The sequence below is a fragment of the Bradyrhizobium sp. 33ap4 genome, from assembly GCF_032654765.1.
In the GTDB taxonomy this organism is placed as follows: domain Bacteria; phylum Pseudomonadota; class Alphaproteobacteria; order Rhizobiales; family Xanthobacteraceae; genus Bradyrhizobium; species Bradyrhizobium australafricanum.
In genome coordinates this window covers 210,758-229,051 of record NZ_JAUMTJ010000001.1, presented here as the reverse complement: position 1 = coordinate 229,051, position 18,294 = coordinate 210,758, and the positions used below count along the sequence as shown (strand labels likewise).

The window sequence follows — 18,294 nt, the reverse complement described above, 5'->3', positions numbered from 1 at the left end:
TTTACATCGTCACTGCGAGCGAAGCGAAGCAATCCATCGCCCCGCAGAACGGAGGGATGGATTGCTTTGTCGCTTCGCTCCTCGCAATGACAACAAGGGTTCACCTACGCGTAGGCGCGCTGAGCGCTGGCGCCTTCCATCGATTCGATCTCGGTGCGCGGCCGCTGCCGCGTGAGCGCCAGCATCATGCCGACGCCATAGGCGAGCGACACGAACGAGGAACCGCCATAAGAGATGAACGGCAGCGTCATGCCCTTGGCCGGGATCAATTGCAGGTTGACCGCCATGTTGATGGTCGCCTGCACGCCGAACAGGATCGCAAGCCCCGAGGCTGCGAAGCGCGAGAACATGTCCTCGGTGGCATAGGCGCGGGTCAGCGTACGGATCACGATGAAACCGAACAGCGCGACCAGCATCAGGCAGAGGATGATGCCGAACTCCTCCGCCGCGACCGCGAACACGAAGTCGGTGTGGCTGTCCGGCAGGCTGCGCTTGGCGATGCCCTCGCCGGGCCCCAAGCCGAACCAGCCGCCGTTCCAGAACGCCTCCATCGCGGTGTCGACCTGGAAGGTGTCGCCGGAGGCGGGATTCATGAAGCGCTTGATGCGGCCGGCGACGTGCGGCACCAGCAGATAGGCGCCGAACAGGCCCGCGCCCGCCGCGCCGGCGAGCCCGAACACCCAGATCATCCGCATGCCCGCGATGAAGAACAGCGCGCCCCACACGGTGAGGATCAGCATGGTCTGACCGAAGTCGGGCTCCATCACCAGCAGCGTGACCAGCGTCAGCAACAGCACCAGCGCCATCGAGGTCGCCGGCATCTCCGGCCGCTTGGTCGATTCCGCAAACAGCCAGGCCGCGACGATGACGAAAGAGGGTTTTGCGGCTTCGGAGGCCTGGATGTTGACGCCGAGCAGCGTGATCCAGCGCCGCGAGCCCTTGACCTCGGGTCCGATCAGCAGCGTCAGCACGATCAGCGCGATCGAGACCGCGAACACGATCAGCGCGGTGCGCCGGATCTGCCGCGGCGTCATGAACGAGACGCCGATCAGCACCATCAGCGACGGCACCAGGAACATGACGTGGCGGTTGAAGAAGTGGAACGGATCGAGCCCGATCCGGGTCGCCACCGGCGGGCTCGCCGCCAGCGACAGGATGACGCCGGCCAGCATCAACGCGGCGATCGCCACAAGCAGCAGCTTGTCGACGGTCCACCACCAGTCCGAGAACGGGGTGCGTTGGTCACGGGCGAGCATGGGCGTCCCCAGATGGCAGAGATAACGTCCATTCGTGGCGCAGGATGGTTTCCAAGGGGTTAACGGGTCGGGTAACTTTTGAGGGAGGTGGTTGAGCCCTCATCCCGACGTCGTCCTGGCGAAAGCCAGGACGACGATGAGGATGGTTCTCGCGCGATACGACGCACCGTCACTGCGTACTTCATCTCGGTGTCATCGCCCGGCACCGAACGGCAGATTACGCTGTGCCAATCCGCCCTACGTGATCGTCACACCACCGGCTCAACGCCGGGCAGCGCTTGCACGATGTCGCGGAAGGCGGCGCCGCGGATTTCGAAATTGCGGTACTGGTCGAACGAGGCGCAGGCCGGCGACAGCAGCACGACGGCTTCCGCGAGCCCCGACGCCTCGGCATCGCGCGCGGCGCTGGCGATCGCGACGTCGAGCGTGCCGGACATGTCGTGCGGGACGCGCTCGCCGAGCGTGCCGGAGAATTCGGCCGCCGCCTCGCCGATCAGATAGGCCTTGCGGATGCGCGGGAAATATTCGGTCAGGGTGGTGATGCCGCCGGCCTTCGGCTTGCCGCCGGCGATCCAGTAGATGTCGGCAAACGACGACAGCGCATGCGCGGCCGCATCCGCATTGGTGCCCTTGGAGTCGTTGACGAACAGCACGTTGCCGCGGCGGCCGACCTGCTCCATGCGATGCGCGAGACCCGGGAAGCTGCGCAGGCCGTTCTGCAACACGTCGGTCGCGATACCCATCGCCAGCGCGCAGGCCGAGGCGCAGGCGGCGTTCTGCGCATTGTGCAGGCCGCGCAGCGAGCCTATGCCGCCTAACCGCGCGATCTCGCTGCGCGCCGCGCCCGAGGCACGCACGATGGTCTCGTGCTCGACATAGAGGCCGTCGGGCAGCGGGTTCTTCACCGAGATGCGCACCACGCGCTTGCCGGCGCGATCGAGCCGGTCGGCGATGTTGCGGCACCAGATGTCGTCGACGCCTGTTATCGCGGTGCCGCCGGCCTGCACGCCGGCGACCAGCCGCTCCTTGACCGCGGCGTAATGCTCGAGCGTGCCGTGGCGGTCGATGTGATCCTCGCTGATGTTGATCAGGATGCCGACCGACGGATCGAGCGACGGTGCGAGGTCGATCTGGTAGGACGACATCTCGATCACATGGACGCGGCCCATGCGCGGCGGCTCGAGCGACAGGATCGCGGTGCCGATATTGCCGCCCATCTGGGTGTCGTAGCCGGCGACATCAATCAGATGCGCGATCAGCGCCGTGGTGGTCGATTTGCCGTTGGTGCCTGTGATGGCGACGAACGGCGCGTTCGGCGCATGACGGCGCCGCTCGCGGCAGAACAGTTCGACATCGCCGATCACCTCGCACCCCGCCTCGCGCGCCTTCAGCACGCTCCAGTGCGGCGCCGGATGGGTCAGCGGCGCGCCGGGGGTCAGGATCAGCGCGGCGAAATTCGCCCATGACACGCTGCGCAGATCGGCGGTGGTGAAGCCGGCCTGCGCCGCCTTGACGACGTTGTCGGCATTATCGTCGGCGGCGATCACCTCGGCGCCGCCGGCCTTCAGCGCCTGGCAGCTCGCGAGCCCGGAGCCGCCGAGCCCGAACACCGCGACCGTCTTGCCGGAGAAGGAGGTGACCGGGATCATGTCTATCTCCCTGTCATTCCGGAAACCGCGCAGCGGTTATCCGGAATCTCGAGATTCCGGGTTCTCGCTGCGCGAGCCCCGGAATGACAGTCAATGGGATGCGAAGCCATCAGCGCAGCTTCAGCGTCGACAGGCCGGCGAGCGCCAGCATCACCGAGATGATCCAGAACCGGATCACGATCTGCGGCTCGGTCCAGCCCTTCTGCTCGAAATGATGGTGCAGCGGCGCCATCCGGAACACGCGCTTGCCGGTGAGCTTGAACGAGGTGACCTGGACGATGACCGAGACCGCCTCCAGCACGAACAGGCCGCCGATCACGGCGAGCACGATCTCGTGCTTCACCGCAACCGCCGTCGCGCCGAGCATGCCGCCGAGCGCCAGCGAACCGGTGTCGCCCATGAAGATCGAGGCCGGCGGCGCGTTGAACCAGAGGAAGCCGAGGCCTGCGCCGAGCACCGCGCCGCACAGCACCGCCAGTTCGCCGGTGCCGGCGACGTAATTGATCTGCAGGTAATCCGAGAACACCGCGTTGCCGGTCAGGTACGAGATCATGCCGAAGCTTGCGGCGGCAATCATCACGGGCACGATGGCAAGACCGTCGAGACCGTCGGTGAGATTCACCGCATTGCCGGCGCCGACCATCACGAAGGCGCCGAAGATCACGAAGAACCAGCCGAAATTGATCACGAGGTCCTTGAAGAACGGAATCACGAGCGAGGTCGACGACACGTCGCGCCCGAGCCGGACCAGCGCGTAGGTGGCGGCAAGCCCGATCGCGGCCTCGATCAGCAGCCGCAGCTTGCCGGCGAAGCCGCTGTGCGACTGCTTTGTGACCTTCAAATAATCGTCATAGAAGCCGACGAAGCCGAAGCCGAGCGTCACCGCCAGCACGATCCAGACATAGGGATTGAGCGGGTTGGCCCAGAGCAGCGTCGACACCACGAGCCCGGACAGGATCATCAACCCGCCCATGGTGGGCGTGCCCTTCTTGGAGATCAGATGCGACTGCGGACCATCGGTGCGGATCGGCTGGCCCTTGCCCTGCCGTAGCCGCAGATGATCGATGATCCAGGGCCCGAACAGGAACACGAACAATGCGCCGGTCACCATCGCGCCGCCGGTGCGGAAGGTGATGTAGCGGAACACGTTCAAAGCGCTGCGGAACGCCCCAAACCCCGGAACGGTGTTGGACAGTTCGATCAACCAGTAGAACATTCGAGGAGTCCTATACCGCTTCTTCGTGCGCGGCCTTGTCGGGGAAGCGTTTTTCCAGCGCGCTGACAATCAGCTTCATCTTCGATCCCAGCGAGCCCTTCACCATGATCACGTCACCGGCACGGACCGCGGCGACCGCCTGCGCTTCGAGCGCCGCCGAGCTCTCGGCATAGCCTCCCCGCTTGCCGGTGGAAAGGGCATCCCACAGATTCCGCATCAACGGACCACAACAATATACGAGGTCGATGCGGTTGGCGGTCACGGCCTCGTTGAGGCCGCGGTGCAGTTCGGGCCCGGTCGGCCCGAGCTCGAGCATGTCGCCGAGCACGGCGATGCGCCGGCCATGCGGCCCGGTCTGGGCCTGACCGAGCACGTTGAGCGCGGCGCCCATCGAAGCCGGGTTGGCGTTGTAGCTCTCGTCGATCAGCATCGCCTCGCCATGGCCGACCTCGAGGGTGCGGCGGAGGCCGCGGCCGGTCGGCGCCTCGAGCTGCGACAGCGACAGCGCCGCGCGCGCGATATCGGCGCCGAGTAGCGAGGCGCCGGCAAGCACCGCGAGCGAGTTCATCGCCATGTGCCGGCCGGGCATGCCGATCTTGTAGGTGATGTCGTGATCCAGAATATCCGCATGCACCGCCGAGCAGGTCGCGTGCAGCGACAGGTCGAGCAGCCGCGCCTCGGCACGCTTGTCGGCGCCGAACGAGACGATGCGCGAGATGCCGGCCTGCTTGGCCTGCTTTTGCAGCCGCGCGAATTGCCCGTTGTCGCGGTTGAGCACGACCGCGCCATCGGGCTCGAGCCCTGCGAAGATCTCCGCCTTGGCGTCGGCGATCGCCTCGATGCCGGCGAAGAATTCCAGATGCACCGGCTCGATCGTGGTGATGATTGCGACGTGCGGGCGCACCATCTTCACCAGCGGCGTGATCTCGCCGGCATGGTTCATGCCGATCTCGAACACCGCAAAGCGCGTGCTGGCCGGGCAGCGCGCCAGCGACAGCGGCACGCCCCAGTGATTGTTGAACGACGCCACCGACGCATGGGTCTCGCCCTGCGCCGACAGCACGCGGCGCAGCGCCTCTTTGGTCGAGGTCTTGCCGACCGAGCCGGTTACCGCGACGATCTGCGCGTTGAGCCGCGCGCGCGAGGCATGCGCGAGCTCGACGAGGCCGGCGAGCACGTCGTCGACCACCAGCAGCGGCGCATCAGCGGGAAACTTTGCCCGTTGCGCGGTCTCGACCACCGCGAGCCCGGCGCCGGCCTTCAGCGCCGCCTCGACGAAGGCATGGCCGTCATGGACGTCGCCCTTGATCGCGAAATACGCCTCGCCGGGCGCGATGGTGCGGCTGTCGATCGAGAGACCGCTGACGCCGTCCGGCAGCGCGCCTTGCGTGGCGGCGCGCATCGCCGTCGCCATCGCATCCGAGGTCCACAACATCGTGCTCATGCGCCCTCCGCAGCCAGTGCACTGGCGACCGCCTCATGATCGCTGAACGGCAGCGTCGTGTTGCCGACGATCTGCCCGACCTCGTGGCCCTTGCCGGCAACGACCAGCGCATCGCCCGGCGCGAGGCCGGCAATGCCGGCGCGGATCGCCGCGGCGCGGTCGCCGATCTCGCGCGCGCCCTTCGCCGTCGCCATGATCGCGGCGCGGATCGCCTCCGGCTTCTCGCTGCGCGGATTGTCGTCGGTGACGATGACCTGATCGGCATTCTCGGCCGCGATCGCGCCCATGATCGGACGCTTGCCGGCGTCGCGGTCGCCGCCGGCGCCGAAGATCACGACCAGCTTGCGCCTGGCATAGGGCCGCAGCGCCTGCAGCGCCTTGGCGAGTGCGTCGGGCTTGTGGGCGTAATCGACGAAGATCGGCGCGCCATTGTGCTCGCCGACGAATTCCAGCCGGCCCTTGGCGCCTTCGAGATGTTCGAGGCAGCCGAACACGTCGTCGGCGGCGCTGCCGGTGCCGATCGCGAGCCCGGCCGCGACCAGCGCATTCTCGATCTGGAATTCGCCGACCAGCGGCAGCCGGATCGCGTGCTTGCGTCCGCGGTGCTCGATCAGGAGCTTCTGTGCAAAGCCTTCGATGACAGCATCGGTGAGCCTGATGCCATCGCCTGCATCGGCGTTGCGCCCGACCGCGATGATGCGCAGGCCGCGCGCGCGCGCCGCATCGATCACCTGCCCTGAGCAATCATGATCGGCCGAGACCACCGCGGCGCCGCCTGGCGCGACCAGATCGCGGAACAGCCGGAGTTTTGCATTGAGGTAATGCGCGACATCGGGATGATAATCCATGTGGTCGCGCGACAGATTGGTGAAGCCGCCGGCTGCGATGCGCACGCCGTCGAGACGATACTGATCGAGGCCGTGCGAGGACGCCTCGAACGCCAGATGGGTGACGCCGTCGCTCGCGATCTCGTCGAGCTGGCGATGCAGCGCGATCGGATCCGGCGTGGTCAGCGAGCCGTAGACCGTGCGCTTGTCCGAGACGAGGCCGATGGTGCCGATGCTGGCGGAGGAATGACCGAGCCGCTGCCAGATCTGGCGCGTGAAGGCTGCGACCGAGGTCTTGCCGCTGGTGCCGGTCACCGCCGCGATCGTCGCCGGCTGGCGGGAAAAGAATTTGGCCGCGGCGAGCGCCAGCGCGCGGCGCGGATTCGGCGTGATGACGAAGGGAGCGCGGGCGTGACCTTGCGGCAGATGGTCGCTGGCGACCGCGACCGCGCCGGCGGCAATCGCCGCATCGACGAAGCGCGCGCCATCGGTCCTGCTGCCGGCCAGCGCGAAGAACAGATCGCCCGGCTTCACCGCGCGGCTGTCGACCGCAAGCCCTCCGACAATGAGCGAGGAGGCACTCGGATCGATCGTCGCATCATCGCTGAAGAGGTCGCGAAGTCTCATGATCTTCCAGTCTGGCCGGCGCCGTTCTGGCGCCGCGTGAGTATACGCCTTACTGGGTTGTTCTGGATGCCGCAAGAATAAGGCGGTCGGACGGCGGCAGGTCGAATCGCGGTTCAACGCCCAAAAGCGGCGCAATTCGGGCGATCACATTGCCGCCGGTCGGCACCGCATTCCAGCCCGAGGTGATGAACCCGTAGGTTTCCTTCAGGGGCTGTGGCTCGTCGAGCATGATCAGAAGCTGGTATTTCGGATTGTCGGCGGGCAGGATCGCGGTGAAGGCGTTGAGCACGCGCTTCTTGGCGTAGCGGCCGTTGATCACCTTCTCCGCGGTGCCGGTCTTGCCGCCGATATAGTAGCCCTTGACGTCGGCCTTCTTCGCGGTGCCGATCTCGGCATTGAGCCGCATCAGATAGCGCATCTTGTCCGAGGTCTCAGGCTTGATGACGCGCTTGGCGAGCGCCATCGCCTCCTGCTCGGTGCGCTTCAGGAAGGTCGGCGGGATCAGGTAGCCGCCATTGACCAGCGCGTCGATGCCCATCACCGCCTGCAGCGGCGCCACCGCGATGCCGTGACCGAACGAGATGGTGACGGTGTTCAATTCGCCCCACTTCTTCGGCACGATCGGCGAGGCGCTCTCCGGCAATTCGGTGCGCAGCCTCTCGAGCTGGCCCATCTTGCGCAGGAACGCCTTGTGCGCGTCGACGCCCATCGCCAGCGCAATGCGTCCCGCGCCGATGTTGGAGGAATAGTAGAACACCTCCTTCATGTTGATCATGCGGCCCATGTTGTGATCGTCATGGATCGCGAACTTGCCGTAGTGCAGCGGGCCACGCGCATCCCACATCGAGTTGAGGTCGAACCGGCCGCTATCCAGCGCCATCGCCAGCGTGAACGCCTTGAAGGTCGAGCCCATCTCGTAGACGCCGGTGGTCAGGCGGTTGATGCGATCGGGATCGTGCGCCTCCTTCGGATTGTTCGGATCGAAATCCGGCAGCGACACCATCGCCACGATCTCGCCGGTGCGGACGTTGGAGACGAGGCCGGAGGCGGCCTTGGCCTTGAACTTCTCCTTCGCCTTGAGCAGTTCGTCGCGCAGCGCGTGCTCGACGCGCAGGTCGACCGACAGCTCCACCGGCTTCTGCAGCCGGTCGGTGGCGAAGCCCGCGCGATGCAGATCGGCCAGACCGTTGCTGTCCAGCCACTTCTCCATGCCGGCGATGCCCTGGTTGTCGATGTTGACGAGGCCGATCAGGTGGGCGACCTCGTTGCCGGTCGGATAGACGCGCTTGTTCTCGCGCAGGAAGCCGACGCCGGGAAGGCCGAGGCGATGGATGTCGCTCTGCTGCTTCGGCGTGATCTCGCGCTTCAGCCAGACGAAGCCCTTGCGCGACGACAGGCGGTCACGCACCTCGCTGGTGTCGAGATCGGGCAAGGCTCCGGTCAAGAGCTCGATCGCCTCGTCCTTGTCGATCAGGCGGCGCGGCTCGGCGAACAGGCTCGGCGCCTTGACGTCGGTGGCGAGGATTTCGCCGTTGCGGTCGGTGATGTCGGGCCGCGCGGTCGCGATGGCGTCCTGCGATGCGGTGCGGCGCGCACCATGGCTGTCGGCGCCGACGGCGAACAGCACCAGCCTCCCCGCCAGCACGCAATAGACCGCGGCGAAAGCGAGGATGGCGAGGCCAACGCGCGCGCGCGCCTTGGCGGCGCGGTCGACATTGCTGCCATACAGCAGCGTGCGGATCAGCCGCTGGTTCCATGGCTCGGCGGGTTTCACGGCCGGCGTGTTGGCGGGTGCCGGATCGGTCATGGCTGGTCCCGTCATTGCTGGTCTCCCCCGCCCTGCCCGGAGTCGTCGAGCGCGGGCTGGTCGGCGGCCGGCTGGTCGGTCGCCGCCTTGTCGATCGATCCGGTGGTGCTGTCGGGCGCCGCGGCGGCCTCGATGGTGTCGATCATCGCGCCGATCGGATCGCGCGAACCGGGCCGCGTGAAGCTCGGCGGCCGCTCCGGCAGGTTCTTCAGGGAATCGTACTGGTTGGCGTTGACCGGCTTCAGCGGCAGATGGCGCTCGGCGAGGCCCTGCAGCCGGAGCGGCGCATCGAGCTTGGCCCATTCGGCGCGCAACGCGGCGATCGCATTGCGCTGCTCGCGGATCTCGGCATTGAGCTGCAGCACGCGTTCGACGCGCGCGGTCGATTCCATCTTGATGCGATAGACATACGACGCCGCGAAGATCAGCATGCCGATGACGAGGAGATGGAGAAGGCGCATCGTCACCCTCCCCGCTTCAGGTCGGACAGGCGGGGCCATGACGGCAGGTCGTCGTCGGCGTGCACCGGCGCCGCGGTGCGCTCGGCGGCACGCAGCTTGGCCGATCGCGCGCGCGGATTGGCGGCAAGCTCGGCCTCACCAGGCGTCACCGGACGCTTGGTCAGGATCTGAAAGCTCGGCGCCGCTTGCGCCATTTCGGGCAAATGCCGCGAGCCGGCGGAGACCTTGCCGCGCAGGCTGAGGAAATTCTTGACGATGCGGTCTTCCAGCGAATGGAACGAAACCACGACGAGCCGGCCGCCCGGCTTCAGCACGCGCTCGGCCGCTGCGAGCGCCTCGTGCAGTTCATCGAGCTCCTCATTGACGAAGATGCGCAGCGCCTGAAAGGTCCGCGTCGCCGGATGGATCTCGTTCGGCTTGGCGCGCACGACCTTCGCGACGATATCGGCAAGCGCGTCGGTCGTCGTGATCGGCACGTCCTTGCGCGCGGCGACGATGGCGCGGGCGACGCCGCGCGAATGCCGCTCCTCGCCGAAGATATAGATGATGTCGGCGAGTTGTTTCTCGGAAGCGGTCGCGACCACGTCGGCCGCGGTCGGGCCGCTCTGGGCCATCCGCATGTCGAGCGGACCGCCGAGCCGGAATGAGAAGCCGCGTTCGGCCTGGTCGAGCTGCATCGAGGAGACGCCGACATCCATCACGACGCCGTCGACCTTATCCACCCCGTGCGACGCGCAGACCTCGGCGAGGTTGGAGAAGCGGTCCTCGACCAGCGTCAGCCGACCGCCCGCGCCGTCGACCAGATCGAAGCCGCCGGTTATCGCGGTGCGGTCGCGGTCGATGCCGATCACGCGGGTCTCGGCGACATCGAGGATCGCCCGGCTGTAGCCGCCGACACCGAAGGTGGCGTCGACATAAATGCCGCCGGCGCGCGGAGCGAGATGCGCGACCGCCTCGCGGCCCAGCACCGAAATGTGACGCGGCGCACGCTCGCTCATGCGCCGCTCCCGGGCGGGGCCGCGTAACTGGCATGCAAGCTGGGTGCGCGCCGACTCATTGCGCCTCGAATCCTCGCGCCCAGAGCCTTCTTCGTTCCGATTGGATCGGAACGGGGCTCTGGATTCCTGTCTTGACGCGTTTTCTTCACGCGAACCGGTATCCACTTCGCTCGAAAACGCGTGAAAAAGCCGCTGCGTGACGCCAGCGCCAACTCCCGTTCTCGGCCGCAAATCCTGATATCCGACCGGAATTGGGAGGGTTTCCATGGGATTTCGCGCAAACAGCGGGGCTCAGCGTCCTTTGGCCGTCCCCCGAAACCGGTTCGGCACTTCACCTCTCAGTAACGGCACTTAACGTTAAGAAAACGTTGATGATCGGTTAGCGGAATCGCGCGGCTTTGATCCGCATTCGAGTGATACCCTCGCGACCCGCTCCGGGCACAATGCGCAGCGCATCATGCGGATCGTGGAACCGGCAGGGGTCGATTGCGCGGCCCGCACGGTAAAGGAATAGTAAACGCCTATTTGTTTATCCATATGTCAAAATGCTTTCTCCTGGTTTGGGTTTGAGTGATTCGTATGGCTTCAAGTTCGTCTTCGTCCGGCAACGCTGATTCGAAGCGTCAGCGCGCCCTCCCTGTTCCAAAGGGGGTGGCGGAGGCGAAGACGTTCACGCCGGATTCCTCGATCGCCTCCGACGTGATCCCGTCGGCGAACTTCGGCGATCGCGCCAATGGCCGGCAACCCGACATGATCGTGCTGCACTACACCGGCATGCCCGACGTCGAGGGTGCGATCACCCAGCTGTGCACGGCCGGCACCGAGGTCTCGGCGCACTACATCGTGCTCGAGGACGGCCGCATCGTGCAGTGCGTGCCGGAGAGCAAGCGCGCCTGGCACGCCGGCGTGTCCGCGTGGGCTGGCGATGACGACATCAACTCCTGCTCGATCGGCGTCGAGATCGTCAATCGCGGCCACGATTGGGGCTATCCGGATTTTCCGCTGCGCCAGATCGCGGCTGTCATCGCGCTGTGCCGCGGCATCATGCTTCGCCGCAAGGTGGTCCCGCATCGCGTGCTCGGCCATTCCGACGTGGCACCGGCGCGCAAGAAGGATCCCGGCGAGAAATTCCCGTGGCACTCGCTGGCCAATTCCGGCGTCGGGCACTGGGTGCAGCCGGCGCCGATCGTGCGCGGCGACGCGCTGCAGCTCGGTGCGATCAGCGACAGCGTCTCCAACATGCAGGCCGCGTTCCGGCGCTACGGCTACAACATCCCGACCAACGGCAAGTTCGACGGCCCGACCATGGAGGTCGTCACCGCCTTCCAGCGCCACTTCCGCCCGGAGCGCATCGACGGGATCGCCGACCGTTCCACCATGGCCACACTGCACGCGCTGCTCGAGAGCCTGCCGCCGGATGCGGCGACGGTGGTCGCGTCGAGCTAGGCTGGCCTCCGTCCGTCGTCGCGAGGAGCGGTGCATTTACCGGCCAAGTGTGCGTGCACGTTGGAACTTTTCGGCATGAGCGGTCTTTGTAGGTGGGGCGGTCCGAGTGGAGATTCGTCCATGTTCAAAGCACTGATCGCAGGAGCCGCCGCCGTCGGCCTCATTGTCGCTCCGGCAGCCGCTGGCGCTATGTCGACCCAAAGCAAGACCATGTCGTCGACCCATCACAAGACCCAGAAGGTCCATCACGCGCAGAAGAAGATGGCACCCGGCACCACGACCGGCATGTCGAAGGGGACGACGACCGGGCAATCGAGCACCGGCGCCAAGGCAAAGACAGGGTACTGAGCACGCTCAACGCCTCACGGCGCGCTGACCATCGTGGATGAATGGCGCGCCGTCACTGGCCACGCAAGAGATGGGGTGCGTCACCCCATCTCGGCGATGCGCCGCGCATAGAGCCGGCGCAGCGGTTCGAGTTGCGTGGCTGCCGTTGCGGCGAGATAGGCCTGCCGCGCTTCATCCTTGCGGCCGAGGCGGCGCAGCAGGTCGGCGCGCACCGCGGGCAGCTGGTCATATCCCTTCAAAGTGCCGCGCGCGTCCAGCGCGTCGATCAGGTCGAGCGCGCGCGCCGGACCATCGACCATCGACACCGCGGCGGCGTGATTGAGCTCGATCACCGGCGACGGGCTGATGCGCAGCAGCACCTCGTAAAGACCGGCGATCTGCGGCCAGTCGGTGTCCTTGTAACTCGGCGCCCGCGCGTGCAGCGCGGCGATCGCCGCCTGCACGGCGTAGGACTGCGGCCGGCCCGGCATCCGCAGCGCCTCCTCGACCAGTTCGAGGCCTTCGGCGATCTGCTGGAAATCCCACAGCGAACGGTCCTGCTCCTCGAGCAGCACGATATCGCCGCCGGCGGTCTGGCGGCCGGCGCGGCGCGCATCATGCAGCAGCATCAGCGCCAACAGCCCCTTGATCTCGCCGCGCGCCGGTATCAGCGCATCGATCAGCCGCGCCAGCCGGATCGCCTCGCGGGCAAGATCGGGCCGCATCAGATCCTCGCCGGCGGTCGCCGCATAACCTTCGGTGAAGACGAGGTAGATCACCGCGAGCACGCCGGTGAGGCGCGGCTCCAGCGCCTCACGCTCCGGCACCTCATAGGGAATGCCGGCGAGTTTTATCTTTTGCTTGGCGCGCAAGAGGCGCTGCGCCATGGCGTCCTCGCTCACCAGGAAGGCGCGCGCGACCTCGACCGTCGTCAGCCTGCACACCGTGCGCAAGGTCAGCGCGACCTGGACCTCTGCCGCAAACGACGGATGGCAGCAGGTGAAGATCAGCCGCAGCATGTCGTCGTCAAGCGTTGCATCGGCCGGCTCGGGCGAGGACTCTGCATCGAGCAGGATCTGATGCGTCAGTTCCTGCTGCTTGCCGCGAAACGTCGCCGCGCGGCGAACGCGGTCGATCGCCTTGTTGCGGCCGACATTGACCAGCCAGGCACGCGGATTGGAGGGGAATTCGCCGATCGGCCAGCGCTGCAGCGCCACGGCAAAAGCATCCTGAAGCGCATCTTCGGCCAGGTCGAAATCGCCGACGAGACGGATCAGCGTTGCGAGCGCCCGGCCCGCCTCGTCGCGAAACACTTTTTCGATCTGGCTGGGGGTCATGGTCTCACCGTCATTCCGGGGCGATGCGAAGCATCGAACCCGGAATCTCGAGGTTCCGGGTTCGCGCTTCGCACGCCCCGGAACGACGAAACCATCACTTGTCGTAGATCATCACCGGCCTGACTTCGATCGAGCCGGTCTTGGCGCCGGGAATCCGCGCCGCGAGGCCGAGCGCCGTGTCGAGATCCTTGGCATCGACCAGATAATAGCCGCCGAGTTGTTCGCGGGTTTCCGCAAACGGCCCGTCGGTTGTCAGCGTCTTGCCGTCGCGCACCCGAACGGTGGTCGCGGTCGACACCGGCTGCAGCCCGTCACCCGCCTTGAAGTGTCCGCTCTGGATGATGGACTGGGTGTAGACGCCATATTCCGCCGACAGGGCCTTGCGGTCGTCGGCAGTCATGCGGCCATATTCCGCGTCGCTCCGGTAGATCAGCAACAGATATTGCATCTTGAGAACTCCTCTTGATCGGCTGGATCGCCGACACCCAGTCGAACGGGCGACACGCAGGACGACATCGTCAGGATAAATTATTTTGGCCGCCCGGCGTGAATGTCTCCCCGGCCCGGCGGGCCGCGGAGCCAGCTTATATCGGATAATCCGATAGTAATGGCCAATATTATTCGTTTGTTAAATTCATGGCAGCGCGTAGCCTTCGGATGCCCGGAGGACTTCGCCATGACACCACTGCCGCAGACAGCCACACGCCTTTCCCGGCTCCTGCTGTCGATGCTGTACCGAATCCTGCGCAGCCGGATCGTGGCGAAACCGCGCCACCACGCCAGTCAGGTCGCCTCGAACATCGCCGCGGGCGGCAATCCGCTCGGCGTGTGAGCAGGCAATGCAACGGGGCATCACGCGCCTGAAGGCGTTGCGTCAGCTGATCGCCGACGAAGGGCTGACCATCGCGATCCTTGCGGCGGTCGCCGCAGCGACGGTGATCGCATTTGGTTTCGGTGCGGAAGCCGACATCGTGGCCTCGATGCTGGTCATCGGCCTTGTGACCGCGCTGGCGGAGACCCGCCTGCGATCGGGAAAGTAGCTCCAGCGGCCGTGATCGGCTCCGGAGGGGATGACCGAGAACCTGGCATTTGCTTGTAGCCTTATCCGCGTCACTGCGAGCCACCGGGTCGCGCGAACGCGCGCCCGATGACAGGCTCCGCGAAGCTATCCATCTGTCGCATGTGCGGAGCGATGGATTGCTTCGTCGCTTCAGCGCAAAATTGCTTCGCAATTTTGTCGCGAGCTCCTCGCAATGACGGCATGGCTTCCCAGCCTTTACGACGATGTCGCGGCCTGCTGCGCGGCGCGGCGCCGCAACTCCTTGAGCTCCTCGAAACGCTTGGTCACGTCGCGCATCACCGCGACGGTGCCGGCGACCTTGTGCGCCGCATCGTGCAGCATCTCGATGGTGAATTCGACGGAGATGCGCGTCCCGTGCCTGGTCAGCGCCGGCACCGACAGCAGATCGCCCTGACCGTAACGGCTCGTCCCGGTCGCCATCGTGTGCCGGAAGCCGGCCCAGTGACGCGCGCGCAGATTCTCCGGAATGATCAAATCGAGCGATTGTCCGATCGCCTCCTCGGCGCTGAAGCCGAACATCCTGACCGCGCCGGGATTCCACAAGCTGATACGGCCTTCGACATCGGTCGCAACGATCGCGTCGGAGGCTCCCTTGAGCAACGCGTCTCCCACTTCTGCCGCAATATCCATCGTTTGACCTCCTGCTGATCCCGATCCTGCTGTGAACGCGGACGTTGGCGCTGACAAGCGAAGAAAGCCGATGGAATCGATCGGAGATGCCGATAGCAATCGCGGTCAGCGCCGCCGCCGCGCGGCAGGCCTGGCCCGCGGCAGGTCCGCGCTCGCATTAACCTGCGACGCGGCAAGCCGATGCATGGTCTCGACCGCGCGCGCCAGATGATCGTCCTGGCTGTCAGCCGGATAGGCGACATAGGCGGGCATCGCAAAGCCAGGTGCGCCGGCGACGGCGTGCAGCCGCCGCGCCTTCAGGAGCGGCTCCACGATACGACGCGCGAAGAAGCCAGAGCCGCCATTCTCCAAAAGATGCTGCAATCCGAGCCAGCCGATATTCACCGTCAGCGCGGGGCCGGCGAAATTCGGAAACAGCGTGGCGTGACGCGCGTAGAATTCGGGGCCCCAATCGACATAGACATAGCCCGGTCCCGGCTCCGGTGCGCTTTTCGGATCGGTCGACACCAGGATGAGCTGCTCCTCGAACAGCTGCTCGACCTTGAGGCCGGGGCGACTCTGCGGCGTGTACATCACGCCGATGTCGATGCGTCCCTCGACCAGCCCCTGCATCAGCTCGGGCTCGAGCGCGCTCTCGGCGCGGATCGAGATGTCGGGATGCGCCCGCGTCATCAGCGGCAGCCAGCGCAGCAGATACTCTTCCCAAAGTCCGATGCGGCCGCCGACCACCAGCGTCGCGGAAAATCCCTTGGGGATTCCGACATCATGGCGCGCCTGCTCGACGGTGCGGACCAGCACCGAGGCGTGGCGCTGAAACTGCCGGCCGGCCGGCGTCAACGTGGTGCCGGCCTTGTTGCGCACGAACAGCACGCAGCCGAGCTGCTGCTCGAGCGTGTGGATGCGGGTGCTGACGGTCGACTGGCTGACATGCAGCCGCTCCGCCGCGGTGATGAAGTTGCCGGCGCTCACCACCGTCAGGAACGTCCGGGCCAGTTCGGTATCCATGGCGCCTCGACCCTTGGATCGATCAAATCGATATCAAAGGCCCCTCCTCTGCGAATGTCAAAATCGAGGACCCGCCGGGCGCCGGGCCAGGGGTTAACCATCGCAATCGCTTGACGCGGGCGGCCAAAGCCCGCATGCGTAGGCCGTCAGTCGGCCGGACGGCCGCTCCCGCAAGCGCCGAAAGGCCGCGGGGGAGGAAAGTCCGGGCTCCATCGACATGCGGTGCCGGATAACATCCGGCGGGGGCGACCCCAGGGAAAGTGCCACAGAGAACGAACCGCTCCCTCCTCGGAGGAAGTAAGGGTGAAAAGGTGCGGTAAGAGCGCACCGCGTTTCCGGCAACGGAGATGGCATGGCAAACCACACCGGGAGCAAAACCGAATAGGGACGGCAACGCGGTTAGTTCGCGCACGCGCGATAACACCGCAGGGCGATGTCAGGCCCGCTGTCCGGGTAGGTTGCCCGAGGCAAGGTGCAAACCTTGTCCCAGAGGAATGGCCGTCGCGTACCATTCGCGAGAATGGTGCCCTACAGAACCCGGCTTACAGGCCGGCTGATATTCTAAAGCGTTTTCGAGCGAAGTGGATTTCCGGTTCGCGTGAAGAAAACGCGTCTTGAAGATGGACCATGAGGGGCTCGGCGCGACACGCCGGGCCCCTCGCCATTTTCAGATCAGCATCGTTCCAGCTACGCGCGCCGGCGGGAAGTAGAGCCAACCCATCGTCTTGCGTCAGAACGACCCGAATGCGGTGCCGATCGCAATCACCGCTGCGAGTGCAATGACAGAACTCACGATGCCGACCATGACAATGTCGAGATAGCTATCGCGATGCTTGAGCCCACAGATCGTAAGCAGGCTAACGACAGCGCCGTTGTGAGGTAGAATGTCCAGCGTTCCCGAACCGATCACCGCGACGCGATGCAACAGGCCGGGGTCAATACCCGCCTCCGCGGCAAGGTCCATATAGGTCCGTCCCAGCGCATCGAGCGCGATCGTCAAGCCGCCGGAAGCCGACCCCGTCAGCGCCGCAAGGATGTTCGTCGCGACCGCGAGCGACACCAATGGACCGCCTTCAATTCGCAACACCCAGTCCCGCACCACGCCGAAGGCGGGAAGCGAGGCGATAACGGCGCCGAATCCGACAAGGCTTGCGACGCTCAGGGCCGGCAGGACCGACGCGTTGGCACCGGCATCCATCGTTCGTCGCAGTGCGGGCAGCCGCGTCCAGTTGCAGAGGATGACCGTCACGATCGCTCCCGCCAACGCCACGACAACCGACCAGACACCGGCCACGGCAGCCAGTGATGTATTTCCCCACCGCTGTTCGGCCAGGAACGAGAAATCAAGCCGAGGCAGCACAACCAGCGACATCACTAGATTGACGGCGACGACGACGATCAGGGGAAGGATGGCGTTGAAAATCGGGACAGCGGCATCGCTGTGATATCCGTGGCGGAGCTCCGCCGGGTCGAATTCTCGCGCCGTCGTAGCCCGCTCGCGCAACAGCTCGTCGTCGGCTGCATCCGCCGGCACCGGCGGCTCGTCGCCATACCCCTCTTTTGCGCGATGCGCTGCCTTCTCCGCGCGAAGCAGCCACCACAGCCCGACGCTCAGCATGATGATCGAGGCGACAACGCCGAGGCCCGGTGCGGCAAAGGGGGTCGTGCCGAAGAAAGGCATCGGTATCGCATTCTGTATCGACGGCGTGCCCGGCAGCGCCGACATGGTGAAGGTCGAAGTCCCGAGAATGACCGCCGCCGGTACCAGACGACGTGGAATCCCCGCCGTGCGAAACAGCGACTGCGCCATCGGAACGATGACAAAGAAGGCGACGAACAGGCTGACGCCGCCGTAGGTGACCAGTGCGCCTGCGAGCACGACCGCAAGGATGATCCGGCGTTCGCCCAGGCACCGGGAGATGAAGCCCGCGACCGCAGCGACCGCGCCGCTGTCATCCATGAGCTTTCCGAACACGGCGCCAAGCAGAAAAATAGGAAAGAACTGCGCGAGAAACTCCGACGCACTACCCATGAAGGTCTGCGTCCAGTTGGCAAGCAGCGGCTCGCCACCGAAGGCTGCGGCCACCAGCGCACAGAGCGGCGCGAGCAGCAGCACGCTCCAACCGCGGAAAGCGAGACAGACCAGCAGTCCAAGCCCGACGAGAATGCCGAGAAGACCCATC

Annotated in this window: 17 protein-coding genes and 1 other RNA gene; 5 read left to right on the top strand and 13 right to left on the bottom strand. The window is 65.8% G+C overall.

Annotated elements, in window-relative coordinates; all coding sequences use genetic code 11:
- Positions 1-104: 104 nt before the first annotated feature.
- The 8 genes from ftsW to rsmH all read right to left on the bottom strand — a co-directional run bounded on the left by ftsW (position 105) and on the right by rsmH (position 10,285).
- Positions 105-1,256 (bottom strand): putative lipid II flippase FtsW, encoded by a 1,152-nt coding sequence (gene ftsW, locus Q2M23_RS01000; RefSeq protein ID WP_028342184.1) that lies wholly within the window; start codon positions 1,254-1,256, stop codon positions 105-107.
- Between the two features lie 248 nt (positions 1,257-1,504).
- The gene (gene murD / locus Q2M23_RS00995; protein WP_253639070.1) at positions 1,505-2,905 is read right to left on the bottom strand and encodes a UDP-N-acetylmuramoyl-L-alanine--D-glutamate ligase; all 1,401 of its coding nucleotides are present in this window, start codon (positions 2,903-2,905) and stop codon (positions 1,505-1,507) included.
- A 109-nt stretch (positions 2,906-3,014) separates the two neighbouring features.
- A complete protein-coding gene (mraY, locus tag Q2M23_RS00990) occupies positions 3,015-4,121 on the bottom strand; it encodes a phospho-N-acetylmuramoyl-pentapeptide-transferase (RefSeq protein ID WP_016846578.1) in 1,107 nt (368 codons plus the stop codon).
- 10 nt (positions 4,122-4,131) lie between these two features.
- Complete coding sequence (locus Q2M23_RS00985; protein WP_057014995.1) at positions 4,132-5,565, bottom strand: UDP-N-acetylmuramoylalanyl-D-glutamyl-2,6-diaminopimelate--D-alanyl-D-alanine ligase; 1,434 nt, start codon at positions 5,563-5,565, stop codon at positions 4,132-4,134.
- Positions 5,562-7,019 (bottom strand): UDP-N-acetylmuramoyl-L-alanyl-D-glutamate--2,6-diaminopimelate ligase, encoded by a 1,458-nt coding sequence (locus Q2M23_RS00980; RefSeq protein ID WP_316393723.1) that lies wholly within the window; start codon positions 7,017-7,019, stop codon positions 5,562-5,564. The genes Q2M23_RS00985 and Q2M23_RS00980 overlap by 4 nt, the downstream gene beginning before the upstream one ends.
- Positions 7,020-7,068: 49 nt before the next feature.
- Entirely contained in the window at positions 7,069-8,826 is a 1,758-nt protein-coding gene (locus Q2M23_RS00975) for a peptidoglycan D,D-transpeptidase FtsI family protein (protein ID WP_050385389.1), read from the bottom strand.
- 11 nt (positions 8,827-8,837) lie between these two features.
- Positions 8,838-9,287 carry a hypothetical protein gene (locus tag Q2M23_RS00970; protein ID WP_057014992.1) on the bottom strand — a complete coding sequence of 150 codons (450 nt, stop codon included), beginning with the start codon at positions 9,285-9,287 and terminating at the stop codon, positions 8,838-8,840.
- A 2-nt stretch (positions 9,288-9,289) separates the two neighbouring features.
- Entirely contained in the window at positions 9,290-10,285 is a 996-nt protein-coding gene (gene rsmH, locus Q2M23_RS00965) for a 16S rRNA (cytosine(1402)-N(4))-methyltransferase RsmH (RefSeq protein ID WP_316393722.1), read from the bottom strand.
- 579 nt (positions 10,286-10,864) lie between these two features.
- Between rsmH and Q2M23_RS00960 the strand changes: the two genes are divergently transcribed.
- Both Q2M23_RS00960 and Q2M23_RS00955 read left to right on the top strand, forming a co-directional pair.
- The gene (locus Q2M23_RS00960; RefSeq protein ID WP_316393721.1) at positions 10,865-11,731 is read left to right on the top strand and encodes an N-acetylmuramoyl-L-alanine amidase; all 867 of its coding nucleotides are present in this window, start codon (positions 10,865-10,867) and stop codon (positions 11,729-11,731) included.
- Between the two features lie 120 nt (positions 11,732-11,851).
- Positions 11,852-12,079 carry a hypothetical protein gene (locus tag Q2M23_RS00955; protein WP_016840052.1) on the top strand — a complete coding sequence of 76 codons (228 nt, stop codon included), beginning with the start codon at positions 11,852-11,854 and terminating at the stop codon, positions 12,077-12,079.
- A gap of 80 nt (positions 12,080-12,159) precedes the next feature.
- Here the strand turns inward: Q2M23_RS00955 and Q2M23_RS00950 are convergent, their stop codons facing one another.
- Positions 12,160-13,395 (bottom strand): RNA polymerase sigma factor, encoded by a 1,236-nt coding sequence (locus tag Q2M23_RS00950; protein WP_316393719.1) that lies wholly within the window; start codon positions 13,393-13,395, stop codon positions 12,160-12,162.
- 94 nt (positions 13,396-13,489) lie between these two features.
- Positions 13,490-13,843 carry a YciI family protein gene (locus tag Q2M23_RS00945; RefSeq protein WP_316393718.1) on the bottom strand — a complete coding sequence of 118 codons (354 nt, stop codon included), beginning with the start codon at positions 13,841-13,843 and terminating at the stop codon, positions 13,490-13,492.
- A 159-nt stretch (positions 13,844-14,002) separates the two neighbouring features.
- Between Q2M23_RS00945 and Q2M23_RS00940 the strand changes: the two genes are divergently transcribed.
- Both Q2M23_RS00940 and Q2M23_RS00935 read left to right on the top strand, forming a co-directional pair.
- Entirely contained in the window at positions 14,003-14,227 is a 225-nt protein-coding gene (locus Q2M23_RS00940; protein WP_316393717.1) for a hypothetical protein, read from the top strand.
- Positions 14,228-14,234: 7 nt separating this feature from the next.
- Positions 14,235-14,435, top strand: coding sequence for a hypothetical protein (locus Q2M23_RS00935; RefSeq protein WP_057014987.1), 201 nt, complete (start codon positions 14,235-14,237; stop codon positions 14,433-14,435).
- A gap of 236 nt (positions 14,436-14,671) precedes the next feature.
- Here Q2M23_RS00935 and Q2M23_RS00930 read toward each other — a convergent pair whose 3' ends face one another.
- On the bottom strand, positions 14,672-15,106 hold the full coding sequence (locus Q2M23_RS00930; RefSeq protein WP_057014986.1) for a PAS domain S-box protein: 435 nt from the start codon (positions 15,104-15,106) through the stop codon (positions 14,672-14,674).
- A 105-nt stretch (positions 15,107-15,211) separates the two neighbouring features.
- Positions 15,212-16,111 (bottom strand): LysR family transcriptional regulator, encoded by a 900-nt coding sequence (locus Q2M23_RS00925; protein ID WP_168859073.1) that lies wholly within the window; start codon positions 16,109-16,111, stop codon positions 15,212-15,214.
- Positions 16,112-16,257: 146 nt separating this feature from the next.
- Between Q2M23_RS00925 and rnpB the strand changes: the two genes are divergently transcribed.
- Positions 16,258-16,672, top strand: an RNA gene (gene rnpB / locus Q2M23_RS00920) — RNase P RNA component class A.
- Positions 16,673-16,841: 169 nt separating this feature from the next.
- Here the strand turns inward: rnpB and Q2M23_RS00915 are convergent.
- Positions 16,842-18,293 (bottom strand): GntP family permease, encoded by a 1,452-nt coding sequence (locus tag Q2M23_RS00915; RefSeq protein ID WP_316393715.1) that lies wholly within the window; start codon positions 18,291-18,293, stop codon positions 16,842-16,844.
- Between the last annotated feature and the right edge of the window lies 1 nt (position 18,294).